We start from the raw sequence: 12,822 nt of genomic DNA, 5'->3' as shown, positions 1-12,822 counted from the left end.
AGAATGCACCAGGCAGCGGCGGGGCACCGGCGGGCGCCCGCTACTGACGCCGGACGGCCGATCCCTTCCCGCCTCGCAGCCGGCCGGTACGATCTCTCACCGGCACGATCCCTCCCTGGGCACGCGGCCGTCACACCGGCCCGGCACGCGAGCCCGGGCGGGGCAGGGGTCGAGGCCCCTGCCCGCCGCTGTCAGATGGAGCCGCGGGCCAGGCGGCGCAGCGCCTGCGGCGCCAGCAGCAGCAGCAACCCGGCATAGGCGGCGGCGCCGATCGCCACCTTGCCCGCCAGCAGCAGCGCGGGCGCGATCGGCGGCAGCAGCAGCGCGAGGCCCTCGATGGCCAGCACCATCCCGCCCGCCGCGAGCGCCGGCCTCAGCGCCGCCCGCGCGGCGAGGCCCGCGGCGCCCGGCAGGTGGTGCCGCACCACCGCCAGCACGATGCCGGTCGAGGCCGCGGTGACCGCGAGATTGGCGGCGGCCAGCGCCACGATGCCCTGCGGCGCCGCCACCAGGCTCGCCACCAGGCGCAGCGCCATGATCACCACGCTGTAGCGCAGCGCGAGGTCCGGCCGGCCGCGGGCGTTCAGCGCGGCGGTCAGCACGTAGTTCGTCGCATGCGGGATGCCGGCCAGCGCCAGCAGCGCCAGCACCGGCGCCGCCCCGGCCCAGGAGGCCGAGAAGAGCGCGCCGACGACGTCGCCGCTGACGGCCGCGAGGCCGACGAAGGCCGGCATCGCCAGGACATTGGCGAGGAACATCACGTCGCGCAGCGCCTGCCGCAGCGCCTCCGGCTCCGACTGCCGGGCGGAGAAGGCGGAGAAGCCGACCCGCTCCACCACGCCGGAGAGGCCGCCGGTCAGCGCATTGGCGATCCGCTCGGCCAGCGAGAAGAGGCCGATGGTGACGGCGCCGAGGAAGAGGCCGGCGGTGACGCGGTCGATCTGCGTCACGACGAAGCCCAGCACCTGGTTGCCCATGCGGTGCTTGCCGAAATCGACGATGTCGGCCAGCGCCTGGCGGCTGAAGTCGAGGCCCGGCAGCCGTCCCGCCAGCAGCATCAGTAGTACCGTGTCGAGGCCGCGGACGACGAGCATATAGGCGATCAGCGCCTCCACGCCGTGGCCGTCGAGCGCGAGCGCGAGCGCTGTCGCGAAGCCGACGCCCTGCGCGACCAGGCTGCGGAAGGCGAGCGCGCCGAAGCGCATCTGCCGCTGCAGCAGTGCCTGGCAGGGCACCGCCATCCCGAGCAGCGGCAGGCCGATCGCCAGCAGCGGCATGATCCAGGCGAGGTCGGGCTGGCCGAAGACAGAGGCCGCGACCGGCGCGAGCAGCCAGAGCGCGAGGCCGGAGGCGAGGCCGATGCCGGCCAGCAGCGCGAAGGCGGTGTTGAAATGCGCCGGCTCCAGCCGCTGCCGCTGGATCAGCGCGTCCGAGAAGCCGTCCAGCAGCAGCGTCATCGCCAGCGTGACGCCGAGCTGGGCGACGGTGAGCACGCCGACCGCGGCCGGGCCGACCAGGTTGCCGACGACGATGAAGACCAGCAGCGCCGTCGCCTGCTGCAGCCAGAAATCGAGCGCGGACCAGAGCGTCCTGCTCACGAGGCCGCGCGAGGCCCGGCCCTCCGCCGCCATGCCGGCGGTCGTTCCGCTTGCCTGCACCTTGTCTCCCTTCGCGTCGTGACGGGGGCGGCACCCGGCGCCGCGTTGCGCCCCGCCCCCGGGCCTTATCGGGGAGGCCGCGGCCCGTTGGCGGTCACGCCTGTGCCAAGGCGGGTGGATGGCCGATCACAAGCCGGTGCCGGCCGGATCAATCCGTCATCCGGTCCAGGGCCCGCACCCGCCGGAAGAGGAACTCCTTCAGCAGGATCGGCACCCCGACGCCGGCCGCCATCGCCAGCGCGAGATGCAGCGGGAAATTCGCCGCCGTATAGCCGATGCCCACCGCGATCAGCAGCGCCTTGGCGGCGCCGATCGCCATGGTGTTGAAGAGGTAGACCACCATGGCATAGCGGCCGAGGCGGATCGGCCAGTCCCAGCGGTCGATGGGCGGCAGGCGGATCAGCCCGTGCAGCGCCGGCATGCTGAGCAGGCCGCAGATCACCAGCGACCACCACTCATCGAGGATGAGAACGTCCCACCACACCGCCATGGCGGCCGCGAGCGAGGCGAGGAAGAGCCCCCACCAGAGCGGCTGCCACCGCACCATCAGCGGCAGCAGGCGGTCCTGCCGCTCCGCCACCCAGATGCCGGCGGCGAAGAACAGGAAATGATGCGCGAAGCGGTCGAGATAGGCGATCTCCGGCACCGCCGGCAATTGCAGCAGCAGGCCGAGCAGCACGAGGCCGGTGCTGCCGATGCCGCGCAGAACGAGGGCGGTGACGGTGCAGAGGAAGAGCACCAGCAGGTACCAGACCGAGGTCGCGGGGCTGTGCCCGGTGGCCCAGAACAGGCCCTCCAGCCCTTCCCGGAGGCCCTGCGGCCGGTTGTCCACCACCACCACCTGCATGAGCACGAGCTTGGCGGCGAGGATCAGCAGGCCGATGGCGAAGAAGGGCGGCAGCAGGCGCAGCGCGCGCCGGCCGATCTGCCGCGGCCAGGCGGCGGGCCCGGCATCCAGCAGCCCGCTGAGCACCGCGACAGTGCCGCTGAGATAGAGGAAGAAGGGCATGTGGAAGCGGTAGAGCGCGTAGCGCGCCGGCTCGTACCACAGGACGCCCTCCGGCGCCGTATTGGCGACCAGGTGGCCGGCGACCACCAGCAGGATCGCGATGCCCTTGGCGCGGTCGATATCGGGCCGGCGCTCGCGCGTGCGGCGCGGTGCGCCGGCCGTGCGCGGCGCCTCGAACACGGCCGTCAGTCCCTCCGGCATCCGTGGCATTCCTCCGGTGCCGCGACAGGCCCGGTCATCCGGGAGGGGCGCGGCCATGCAGGTGTCTCCATGCGCCTGTTGGTCACACGCCGGCCCCCCGGCTGACAAATCAGAGTTGTGTCACGTGCCGCGGCGGTAGCGTCCGCGGCCGTGCCGGAACCGTGGCCGCGGCGCCGCGTGCCGGCGCCGGCGGAGGACGGGCGGCGCGCGAGGGAGAAGGACGGCATGCCCGCAGCCGCACCGCATGGCAGCCCGCAGCCGGGACCGGCGGCCATGGCCTAGTTCTACGCGCCCGGCGCGGCACCTTCCCGGTCTTCGCCGTCGGCGCCTCCGCCGTGGTGCTGGTCTATGCCATGATCGCCTTCGGCGACGCGGCAATGCTGGCGCTGGGCTTCCCCTTGGGCTTCTTCGTCGGCGGCGTGTTCAGCGCCATGGGCGCCGTCTTCACCGATCAGTTCCCGACCCGGGTGCGCGGCGTCGGGCAGGGCTTCGCCTATAGTTTCGGCCGGGCGACCGGGGCGCTGCTTCCCTGCTGTTCGGCGCGCTGTCCTCCGCCATGCCGCTGGGGATGGCGGTCGGCGTCTTGGCCGCGGCCGCCAATGGGACGATGGCAGTCGCGGCCTGACTGCTGCCGGAGACGCGCGGGAAGGCGCCGGAGGCGTGAGTGCTGGCAGAGGGAGTGCGACCAGGAGCAAGCCCTCGCCGACACTGGCCCCTCAGGAATTGCGGTCACCGGCCGGCGGCGCTGCTGTGTCGCGCGGGTGGCCATGCCGCGATCGGCACGCATTCCATGGCGTCAGGTTCACTGGCAAGAGGCCGCCAGGCGTAGATGCCGTCGCTCGTGCGGAAGTTGCGCCAGCCGTGGCTACGGGTCGAGAGGAGGTGGATGCCGCCGCGCGGGCCGTCATCACCCCAGTCGCTTATCTCGCAGCCGATCCGCCAGTCGCCCTGGCGGGTTTCAACCATGACCACACCGCTCGCTTGTTGGTTCCCTCGCAGATACGATCAGTCGAAGAGAAGGAAGACCTCGGGCCTGCGATTACCATTGAGATCCTGCACGATGTAAAACAGATGACGGGTGGGATCGAAGTTGAGGGGGAAGCTTCCATCGTTATCGCGGCCGAGACGGCTGCCATCGAGGTTTTCCGCCATGGCTCTGGCCGCCCAATGATCGGTCTTGCGGAAGGCGTGCAGGGCATTGCCTACGATGCCCGGGATGGCCTGCCAAGGCAGGCGCTGCTCGGCCGCAACAGCGGGGGTGAGGCAGGCTGTAATGCACCAAAGTGCGAGAACGACGCGCGTCATGGCGACATTCTCTCGTAGGGAGTCTGCGCAAAGGCCCGAAGGCGCCGCTCAACCTCGTTGAACCGAGATAGATCGCCGCGTTGGCCCGGTACCGAGGCGGGCGGCGACAGGTTCGCAGCCCGGTGTTCCAGATAATGCCTGACGGTGTTGGCGCCTTCGCGGTGAGTGGCGGCCGCGAGACCGGCTTCGGTGACCGGCACCGTTTCACCACGCAAACCGGGTAAGTCCTGAACGACGAAACGCATGGCGCCGTTAACGCGCAACTGCCTATCGTTCTCGCGCATAACATCGTTGAAGGCAGCTTCCTGGGCGGCAGGGTTTGCCAAAAAGTCGGCGTCGCGACCGACACCGGCCGCGTGCGCCCGGGCAGTCCAATTTCCGGTCACCCGATCTCGCCAGCCCGCATCGATCGGTGGCGCGCGCAGGAGTTGGTAACGGCCAAGTGCGGTCGAGCCAGACTGGCCGCGCATTCCATAGCCGAAGTCACCGTCACTGCGCCTCGTCTCCTCCGTGGCGATCTGCTCACGCCATTCCGCATTAGGCTGCCCCTCCCAGGCGCACTGCGGGGCACTGCGCTGATATGCCTGGACGTGCTGGATGTGGCCGTCAGGTCCGCGCCTGTCATAGGCACGTACTGAAACGACCGAGCCACCTCCGGCAGAGGCGGACCGAGCTCGAGCACCTCGGGCGATTTCGCGAGGGAGTTGCGGTCGGGCATGATAGCGGGCGAGAGGCCGGCCATGATGGAACCTCCATCAAATAGGATTATTATCCTATCATGCCGCGGGGCTCATATCAAGAATGAAACAAGAGCGCTGCCTGACGCGGCATGCCCACCTACTGCTGCGCGCAGCATGGGCAGGCCAGAGAGTGTTGGAAGCCGGTTGCACCCGGTAGGAACGGCTATATCGTTGTGGCGCAATAGGTTGCGGCTTGCATCGGCGGGATGGGATGACCGCGCGGGGATATGTGCTGCGGCCCCGCCTCTCCTGGTACATCCTGCTAGGGATAGCTGGCGCCGCCGCGCCCAGGGCCATTCCGGAAGACGAGGAGCCATGAACGATTTCGCCTGGATCGCGCTCGGCGCCCAAGCCCTGTTCCTGGCGATGGGCTATGGCCTGTTCCTCTCCCATCGCCGGCGCCTCCGCAGCGAGGCGCGGCGCCGGGCACAGGGTGGTGGAGGGCTGCGGTCATGAGCGATTTGCTGTTCGCCATGCTCTCGTCAGGCGGGATGGCGGCCGCCCTCTCCAGTTGGGTGTACCTCTCTCACCGCCGCCGGATGCGCCGCAGCGAGGCGGCGTGCCGGGCCCAAGGCCAAGGCTGATGCGCGTGCGGGGCCTCGGGAACGTGGGGGACGGCACCATAGCCCCGCTCCGTGGCGCCGATGGGACCCGCTCAGAATTTCGGGGTGCTGTCCTCTGTGCGCCCCCACCCCCCGTCTTTGAGGTGTGCCGGGGGGCGGGTGCCGCCTTGTCGCCACGCGCGGTGCCGGCCGGTTGCCCCGCCGATGCTGCCGAGTGGGCCGGCTGCCCGGCTGCCTTGCCCGCCGGTCCTCGACCCAGCCGGCCAACTGGCCTCGCCGGTTGCCGACCGCCCGCCGTGAGCGGCGCACTTGCTTCGAGAGGACGGCGCCGGCCGGCGACGGGAGCCTGAGCAGCCCCACCCCGGAACGGGTGCCGGGGTGGCCTCGCGGCGCGGCGCCTGGCGCATGGTGGGCGGTGTGCTGCCAGAACTGCGGGGAGACCGCCCCAAGCCGTCATTCCTCTGCCTGGGCCGGGCATGGCCCGTACTCGCGTCAGGGCGCGTCCTGGCGGCCGGCACGAGCGGCAGCGGCCCTCCCCCCCCCCGGCAGGCTGAAAACGCCTCTCTACAGCGATCCTGGAGCGCCCTGGCCCGTGATCCCGCCAACGCCTGGGAGCCGCCAGGACGGCCTCTCAGGCTGGCCGGCAGGGGAAGGGGGCAGGCTGGTATTCGCGTCGCCTCTGGCGTCTGTGCCGGACGCGGCGGAGTCTGTCGTCGAATGCCCCATGCTACCTGCCGCCCCGGCCTCAGAGGCCATGTCGGGCGGGGATCACCACCAGCGGCGAGAGGCTTTACGGGGCATGGCGACCGGCATTCCGGCCGGTCCTGACGCGCCCCATTGGGGCAGCGGAAGCGGCGCGGATCAAAAACCCTGCCATTCCAACATCTTCCAAGCCGCTGATGGCGGAGAGGGTGGGATTCGAACCCACGGTAGGCTTGCACCTACTTCGGTTTTCGAGACCGACGCGATCGACCACTCCGCCACCTCTCCGCGGCAGGGTCGGCGGGCCGTATAAGGGCAGCGGACGGCCGGTGCAACGCCCAAGCGCCGCCCGCGCATCGCGCCGTTGACGCCCCGGCCCCGTCCTCGCTATAAGCCCGCCCTCCCGGCGGCACCCAGGTGCCGCCGGCGGCCGTTCTGGCCGATACCGTTTCACCAGACTTTCCGGGGCGGTGCCGCCTCGGCACGGAAATCCCGGCGCGACCGGGTGGGGCCGCACGATGACCTTCGCAGTGATCCGCACCGGCGGAAAGCAGTACCGGGTGACGCCTGACGCCGTCCTGACGGTGGAGAAGCTGGCGGCCGAGCCGGGCGCCACCATCACCTTCCACGACGTCCTGGCGATCGGCGGCGAAGGCGGCCTGACCCTCGGCGCCCCGACCGTGCCCGGCGCCCGCGTCACCGCCACCGTGGTCGAGCAGACCCGCGGCGAGAAGATCCTCATCCTCAAGAAGAAGCGCCGCCAGAACTACCGGCGCAAGAAGGGTCATCGGCAGGACCTGACGGTGCTGCGCATCGCCGAAATCGCGGCGGCCTGAAGGAGATAGCACCATGGCACATAAGAAGGCCGGCGGTTCCTCCCGCAACGGGCGCGACAGCGCCGGCAAGCGCCTCGGCGTCAAGCTCTTCGGCGGCCAGGCCGTGAAGGCCGGCAACATCATCGTCACCCAGCGCGGGACGAAGATGATGCCGGGCCGCCACGTCTATGTCGGCCGCACCCATTCCCTGCATGCCGAGGTCGACGGCCGGGTGAAGTTCGAGCGGAAGGCCGAGGGCCGTGTCGCCGTCTCGGTCGAGCCCTTGCCGCAGGCCGCCGAGTAACGCCACGCCACAGGGCGCGTTGGGACGGGGGCCGCTTGCGGCCCCCGTTTTTGTTTATTCCTGGGGCCGCTTGCGGCCCCCGTTTTCGTTTGTGGATCGCGGCCTCTCGCGGCCCCCGCCATTGTTGGCAGCGTGCGGCCGCGTGCGGCCCCGCTGCAGGTTCCGGAGTCCAGGGTCCGACACCCATGAAGTTCCTCGATGAAGCCAAGGTCTGGGTGAAGGCCGGCGACGGCGGCGACGGCGTCGTCGCCTTCCGCCGCGAAAAATACATCGAATTCGGCGGGCCGGACGGCGGCAATGGCGGCCGCGGCGGCGACATCCTCGTCGAGGCGGTGGACGGCCTCAACACCCTGATCGACTACCGCTACGCCCAGCATTTCAAGGCACGGAAGGGCGGCAACGGCGCCGGCTCCGACCGCACCGGCGCGGCCTCCGAGGACGTGGTGCTGAAGGTGCCGGTCGGCACCCAGATCCTCGACGAGGACAAGGAGACGCTGCTCGCCGACCTCGACGCGGTCGGCCGGCGCGTGGTCATCGCCCATGGCGGCGATGGCGGCCATGGCAATGCCCATTTCAAGACCAGCACCAACCGCGCCCCGCGCCGCGCCGACAAGGGGTATCCGGGCGAGGAACGCTGGATCTGGCTGCGGCTCAAGCTCATCGCCGATGCCGGGCTGGTCGGGCTGCCCAATGCCGGCAAGTCCACCTTCCTCGCGGCCGCCTCCGCGGCTCGGCCGAAGATCGCGGACTATCCCTTCACCACGCTGCATCCGCAGCTCGGCGTGGTGCGCCTCAATGCCTCTGAGGAGTTCGTCCTCGCCGACATCCCCGGCCTGATCGAGGGCGCGCATGAGGGCGTGGGCCTCGGCGACCGCTTCCTCGGCCATGTCGAGCGCTGCGCCGTGCTGCTGCACCTCGTCGATGGCAGCCAGCCCGACCCGGTCCAGGCCTGGCGGACCGTGCGGGAGGAGCTGGCGATGTACGGCCACGGCCTCGCCGACAAGCCGGAGGTGCTCGTGCTCAACAAGCTCGACGCCATGACGCCGCAGGCGAAGGCGAGCCGCCTGAAGGCGCTCGAGCGCGCAGCCGGCCGGCCGGTGCTGCTCTGCTCCGGCGCGACCGGCGAGGGCGTGCCCGCGGTGCTGCGGGCGCTCGGCGATATCGTCGCGGTGGCGCGGGAGGAGCGGGCGAAGCAGCCCCCTGCCCCGCCGCCGGTCATCCCGCGCGCGGCGCCGTCCGGCCGCGCGGTGGTCCGCCCGCTCGCGGCCGCCGAGGACGACGCAGGGCTCGACGACGAGGAAGCCTGACGGCGCCGGGCGCTCCGCCCGGCCCTCCGCGTTGGTTCCGCCGCAGGCCCTCCAGGCCCTGCGCCGGCCGGAGGGCCGGCGGGCATGGATCGCGGCCGCCATCGGCGCGCCGTGTCGGCGCCGCAGGCGGCGCTGGCGGCCAGGCGAATGGCCATGGCGGTCGGCTTGACCACGCTTGGCGCGGCCGTGGCGTGACGGCGCCTGTCGCCTTGCCCATGGCCGGAAACTCCATGGCAGGGCCCTTCGATCGGGCCGACCCGGCCTGACCGGGCATCGAGGGTCACGGCGCCGGCCGGGTTTCCACTCTCTTCACGCGCTTTTCGGGCCTTCTCCACGCCCAAGAGTTGATGTGTGAATCGCTTTCTCGCGATTGCACGCCTGGATTGTATACTTCATACGCTCCGCCCGTACCGAGTGATCACAAACCTGTGCATCACGCGATCTTGGAGAACGGAGCCTATGGACCTCAGCACCCCGAACACGACCGGCGCGGACACCCTCGTCATCAACCTCTCCCAGGATGCCTGGCAGGGTGATGCCCGCTTCACGGTCGCGATCGACGGGCAGCAGGTCGGGGGCGAGTCCGCGGCCGCCACCGCCCATGGCGCCGGCACCGATGCGCTGACCCTGCACGGCGACTTCGCCGGCGGCCAGCATACCCTCACCGTCACCTTCACCAACGACGCCTATGGCGACGCCGCCGGTGCCGACCGCAATCTCTATGTCGACGGCGTGGCGCTGAACGGCAATGCGGTCGATGGCAGCACGAAGACGCTGCTCGGCAATGGCAGCGTGGACATCGCCTTCGGCGCCCAGGGCGGCGACACCTCGAGCGCCGGCACCGGCGGCGACACCGGCGGCACTGCGGGCGGCATTCCGGGCAACTGGCAGACCGTCTGGGACGAGAGCTTCGACAATGGCCCGGGCATGTTCTCCAACCAGTGGGGCCCGGGCACCGACAGCTCCGTCCCCGGCCAGATCACCGTCTGGACCTCGGCCGACGACCAGGACAGCGGCATGATGACCCACCCGGACGGCTACGGCACGCCAGCCGGCGGCTGGGGCTACGGCCTCTACAGCTTCACCTTCAAGACCGAGGGCACGGCCGGCACCTATGCCCTCACCTGGCCGGCGAGCAATGTCTGGCCCGGCCCCGAGCTCGACGTCATGGAGATCAACGACCAGGGCCAGCCCTACTCGACCATCCACTGGAAGGGCGATGACGGCTCCAACCAGTTCCAGAGCTTCACCATGGCCGATGTCGACCCGAAGCAGGTCCACACCTACGCCATGGACTGGGAGCAGGGCCGGATCACCCTGTATGTCGACGGCCAGCAGAAGTGGACCACCACCGAGCACGTGCCGAACGACCATGCCCATGGCGGCGAGAACACCGCGCCCGGCATCGGCACCCAGACCTGGTGGAACGGCGGCGCCGAGGGTGGCCACAACTTCATCACCCTCTACGACGCCTCCTACAAGGTAATGGGCTGACCTGCCCCGGGGCTCCGCGCGGAGCCCCGCCAGGCCCTGGCGCGGCGGCAGGCCGTGCCCCAGCGACGCCCCGGTCCCCCGCGGACCGGGGCGTTTCGCGTTTCCGGGCCCACCGGCAGCCGGTGGCGGCGTGAAATTTCCGTCCCGGCGCCCCTGCCCGACCCTGCCATGCCCCGGCAACGACCAGCGCCGCTACAGCCTGCAAGCCCTTGTCCGCATGGGCTCCGGACCTCCGCCATGGCGTCGGGGACACAGTTTTCATTCAAAAATCGAATGAAAAACGTGATCGTTGGATCACAACTCGGCGATTGATCGCGTAGGTTGTGTACGACATACCGTGTTCCCGCACGGTGCAATCACGTTTTCGTGCGACACGAAACTGCGGGGAAAGAGCCTGGGTCACGCGGCAGGTCGGGGCAGATCACGTCCACGATCTCAACTTATGGTTGTTCGTCGATGGCGTTCCACGCCTCCGCGGCGACCAGGCCGGTGACCCAGGCCTCCAACCCCGCCCAGCGCAGGAAGCCCGATCATGGCCGCAACTTCCAACCCGCCCGTCCTCCGCACCATCGGCACCGGCGCCGACAGCCTGGTGCTGAAGATCTCGCAGGACGCCTACCAGGGCAGCGCGCAATACACCGTCAGCGTCGACGGCAAGCAGGTCGGCGGCACGCTGACCGCCGGCGCCGCGCATGCCGCGGGCCAGGACGACACCATCACCGTCCATGGCGACTTCGGCATCGGCGCGCATACCGTCACGGTGAACTTCCTGAACGACGCCTTCGGCGGCACCGCCGCCACCGACCGCAACCTCTATGTCGACGGCATCACGCTGAACGGCAAGGCGGTCGCCGGCGGCAACGCGACGCTCCTCGCCGCCGGCCCGGTGAACTTCGGCTTCACCAAGGCCGCGACTCCGGTGACCACCACCATCGGCACCGGCGCCGACAGCCTGGTGCTGAAGGTCTCGCAGGACGCCTACCAGGGCAGCGCGCAATACACCGTCAGCGTCGATGGCAAGCAGGTCGGCGGCACGCTGACCGCCGGCGCCTCGCATGCCGCCGCCCAGGACGACACCATCACCGTCCATGGCGACTTCGGCGTCGGCAACCACACGGTGTCGGTGAACTTCCTGAACGACGCCTATGGCGGCAGCGCCGCCGCCGACCGCAACCTCTATGTCGACGGCGTCTCGCTGAACGGCAAGGCGGTCGCCGGCGCCTCCGCCACGCTGCTCGCCGCCGGCCCGGTCGATCTCGGCTTCGCCAAGGACGGCTCCGTCTCCACCACCATCGGCACCGGCGCCGACAGCCTGGTGCTGAAGGTCTCGCAGGACGCCTATCAGGGCAGCGCGCAGTACACCGTCAGCGTCGACGGCCATCAGGTCGGCGGCACGCTGACCGCCGGCGCCTCGCATGCCGCGGGCCAGGACGACACCGTCACCGTCCATGGCGACTTCGGCGCCGGCAACCACACGGTGTCGGTGAACTTCCTGAACGACGCCTATGGCGGCAGCGCCGCCGCCGACCGCAACCTCTATGTCGACGGCGTCTCGCTGAACGGCAAGGCGGTCGCCGGCGGCAGCGCGACGCTCCTCGCCGCCGGCCCGGTCGATTTCGGCTTCGCCAAGGACGGCTCCGTCTCCACCACCATCGGCACCGGCGCCGACAGCCTGGTGCTGAAGGTCTCGCAGGATGCCTACCAGGGCAGCGCGCAGTACACCGTCAGCGTCGATGGCCACCAGGTCGGCGGCACGCTGACCGCCGGCGCCTTGCACGCCGCCGGCCAGGACGACACCGTCACCGTCCATGGCAGCTTCGGCACCGGCGCGCATACCGTCACGGTGAACTTCCTGAACGACGCCTTCGGCGGCACCGCCGCCACCGACCGCAACCTCTATGTCGATGGCATGACGCTGAACGGCAAGGCGGTCGCCGGCGGGAATGCGGACCTGCTCGGCGCCGGGCCGGTCGACTTCGCCTTCGGCGACACGCCCAGTGGCGGCGGCGGCGACCCGGTGAACGGCGTCCCGGGCAACTGGAAGACCGTCTGGAACGAGAGCTTCGACAACGGCTCGGGCATGTTCTCCAACCACTGGGGCCCGGGCACCGACAGCTCCGTCCCCGGCCAGATCACCGTCTGGACCTCGGCCGACGACCAGGACAGCGGCATGATGACGCAGCCCGCCGGCTACGGCACGCCCGCCGGCGGCTGGGGCTACGGCCTCTACAGCTTCACCTTCAAGACCGAGGGCACGGTCGGCACCTATGCGCTCCTCTGGCCGGCGAGCAATGTCTGGCCCGGCCCGGAGCTCGACCTGATGGAGATCGACGGCGGCGGCACGCCCTACACCACCATTCACTGGAAGGGCGATGACGGCTCCAACCAGTTCACCTCCTACTCCCTCAATGGCGTGGATCCGTCGAAGACCCATACCTATGCCATGAACTGGCAGAACGACTTCATCGACATCTATGTCGACGGCAACCTCATGCACCACATCACCGACCACGTGCCGCACGACTATGCCCATGGCGGCGAGAACGAGGCCCCCGGCATCGGCACCCAGACCTGGTGGAACGGCGGCGCCATGGGCGGCAACAACTACCTGACCCTCTACGAAGCCTCCTACAAGGTCCTCGCCTGACCGGAACGGCCGGGGCTCCCCGCGGAGCCCCCGCCAGCCTGCGGCGCGGGGGGCCTTACGCCCCCCGCGCTTCTGCT

The 12,822-nt window shown here is 70.3% G+C and carries 12 protein-coding genes and 1 tRNA gene; 7 read left to right on the top strand and 6 right to left on the bottom strand.

What is annotated here, in order from left to right; genetic code table 11:
• Positions 1 to 191: 191 nt before the first annotated feature.
• The 5 genes from Q7A36_RS15265 to Q7A36_RS15245 all read right to left on the bottom strand — a co-directional run bounded on the left by Q7A36_RS15265 (position 192) and on the right by Q7A36_RS15245 (position 4,643).
• A complete protein-coding gene (locus Q7A36_RS15265) occupies positions 192 to 1,658 on the bottom strand; it encodes an oligosaccharide flippase family protein (protein WP_305104577.1) in 1,467 nt (488 codons plus the stop codon).
• Between the two features lie 148 nt (positions 1,659 to 1,806).
• The gene (locus Q7A36_RS15260; protein WP_305104576.1) at positions 1,807 to 2,868 is read right to left on the bottom strand and encodes an acyltransferase family protein; all 1,062 of its coding nucleotides are present in this window, start codon (positions 2,866 to 2,868) and stop codon (positions 1,807 to 1,809) included.
• Positions 2,869 to 3,597: 729 nt separating this feature from the next.
• Positions 3,598 to 3,834: a hypothetical protein gene (locus Q7A36_RS15255; RefSeq protein WP_305104575.1), complete on the bottom strand. Its 237-nt coding sequence runs from the start codon at positions 3,832 to 3,834 to the stop codon at positions 3,598 to 3,600.
• A gap of 39 nt (positions 3,835 to 3,873) precedes the next feature.
• Complete coding sequence (locus Q7A36_RS15250) at positions 3,874 to 4,173, bottom strand: hypothetical protein (RefSeq protein WP_305104574.1); 300 nt, start codon at positions 4,171 to 4,173, stop codon at positions 3,874 to 3,876.
• Positions 4,170 to 4,643 (bottom strand): hypothetical protein, encoded by a 474-nt coding sequence (locus Q7A36_RS15245; RefSeq protein WP_305104573.1) that lies wholly within the window; start codon positions 4,641 to 4,643, stop codon positions 4,170 to 4,172. Before Q7A36_RS15245 ends, Q7A36_RS15250 begins: the two co-directional genes overlap by 4 nt.
• Positions 4,644 to 5,228: 585 nt before the next feature.
• Between Q7A36_RS15245 and Q7A36_RS15240 the strand changes: the two genes are divergently transcribed.
• Both Q7A36_RS15240 and Q7A36_RS15235 read left to right on the top strand, forming a co-directional pair.
• Positions 5,229 to 5,369 (top strand): hypothetical protein, encoded by a 141-nt coding sequence (locus tag Q7A36_RS15240; RefSeq protein ID WP_305104572.1) that lies wholly within the window; start codon positions 5,229 to 5,231, stop codon positions 5,367 to 5,369.
• Positions 5,366 to 5,497: a hypothetical protein gene (locus Q7A36_RS15235; protein WP_305104571.1), complete on the top strand. Its 132-nt coding sequence runs from the start codon at positions 5,366 to 5,368 to the stop codon at positions 5,495 to 5,497. The genes Q7A36_RS15240 and Q7A36_RS15235 overlap by 4 nt, the downstream gene beginning before the upstream one ends.
• 879 nt (positions 5,498 to 6,376) lie before the next feature.
• On the opposite strand, the gene Q7A36_RS15230 is transcribed toward Q7A36_RS15235, so the two are convergent.
• Positions 6,377 to 6,466: transfer RNA gene (locus Q7A36_RS15230), tRNA-Ser, on the bottom strand.
• 230 nt (positions 6,467 to 6,696) lie between these two features.
• Here Q7A36_RS15230 and rplU point away from each other — a divergent pair.
• The 5 genes from rplU to Q7A36_RS15205 all read left to right on the top strand — a co-directional run bounded on the left by rplU (position 6,697) and on the right by Q7A36_RS15205 (position 12,745).
• Entirely contained in the window at positions 6,697 to 7,014 is a 318-nt protein-coding gene (gene rplU, locus Q7A36_RS15225) for a 50S ribosomal protein L21 (protein WP_305104570.1), read from the top strand.
• Positions 7,015 to 7,027: 13 nt separating this feature from the next.
• Positions 7,028 to 7,297: a 50S ribosomal protein L27 gene (rpmA, locus tag Q7A36_RS15220; RefSeq protein ID WP_305104569.1), complete on the top strand. Its 270-nt coding sequence runs from the start codon at positions 7,028 to 7,030 to the stop codon at positions 7,295 to 7,297.
• A 185-nt stretch (positions 7,298 to 7,482) separates the two neighbouring features.
• A complete protein-coding gene (gene obgE, locus Q7A36_RS15215; RefSeq protein WP_305104568.1) occupies positions 7,483 to 8,604 on the top strand; it encodes a GTPase ObgE in 1,122 nt (373 codons plus the stop codon).
• A gap of 459 nt (positions 8,605 to 9,063) precedes the next feature.
• The gene (locus tag Q7A36_RS15210) at positions 9,064 to 10,098 is read left to right on the top strand and encodes a carbohydrate-binding domain-containing protein (protein ID WP_305104567.1); all 1,035 of its coding nucleotides are present in this window, start codon (positions 9,064 to 9,066) and stop codon (positions 10,096 to 10,098) included.
• Between the two features lie 532 nt (positions 10,099 to 10,630).
• Positions 10,631 to 12,745, top strand: a complete 2,115-nt coding sequence (locus tag Q7A36_RS15205; protein ID WP_305104566.1) for a carbohydrate-binding domain-containing protein — start codon at positions 10,631 to 10,633, stop codon at positions 12,743 to 12,745.
• Positions 12,746 to 12,822: the final 77 nt, after the last annotated feature.

The organism is Paracraurococcus lichenis, assembly GCF_030657435.1.
Classification (GTDB): Bacteria; Pseudomonadota; Alphaproteobacteria; order Acetobacterales; family Acetobacteraceae; genus Paracraurococcus; species Paracraurococcus lichenis.
Note: the sequence above shows the minus strand (reverse complement) of the source record. Positions and strands in the feature narration are given on the sequence as shown.

What these genes read in the sequence shown, in the direction of transcription:
- Q7A36_RS15260 (WP_305104576.1), bottom strand. Translation starts at nt 2,868, where the DNA reads ATGCCGGAGGGACTGACGGCCGTGTTCGAGGCGCCGCGCACGGCCGGC.
- Q7A36_RS15255 (WP_305104575.1), bottom strand. Translation starts at nt 3,834, where the DNA reads ATGGTTGAAACCCGCCAGGGCGACTGGCGGATCGGCTGCGAGATAAGC.
- Q7A36_RS15250 (WP_305104574.1), bottom strand. Translation starts at nt 4,173, where the DNA reads ATGACGCGCGTCGTTCTCGCACTTTGGTGCATTACAGCCTGCCTCACC.
- Q7A36_RS15245 (WP_305104573.1), bottom strand. Translation starts at nt 4,643, where the DNA reads ATGCGCGGCCAGTCTGGCTCGACCGCACTTGGCCGTTACCAACTCCTG.
- Q7A36_RS15240 (WP_305104572.1), top strand. Translation starts at nt 5,229, where the DNA reads ATGAACGATTTCGCCTGGATCGCGCTCGGCGCCCAAGCCCTGTTCCTG.
- Q7A36_RS15235 (WP_305104571.1), top strand. Translation starts at nt 5,366, where the DNA reads ATGAGCGATTTGCTGTTCGCCATGCTCTCGTCAGGCGGGATGGCGGCC.
- rplU (WP_305104570.1), top strand. Translation starts at nt 6,697, where the DNA reads ATGACCTTCGCAGTGATCCGCACCGGCGGAAAGCAGTACCGGGTGACG.
- rpmA (WP_305104569.1), top strand. Translation starts at nt 7,028, where the DNA reads ATGGCACATAAGAAGGCCGGCGGTTCCTCCCGCAACGGGCGCGACAGC.
- obgE (WP_305104568.1), top strand. Translation starts at nt 7,483, where the DNA reads ATGAAGTTCCTCGATGAAGCCAAGGTCTGGGTGAAGGCCGGCGACGGC.
- Q7A36_RS15210 (WP_305104567.1), top strand. Translation starts at nt 9,064, where the DNA reads ATGGACCTCAGCACCCCGAACACGACCGGCGCGGACACCCTCGTCATC.
- Q7A36_RS15205 (WP_305104566.1), top strand. Translation starts at nt 10,631, where the DNA reads ATGGCCGCAACTTCCAACCCGCCCGTCCTCCGCACCATCGGCACCGGC.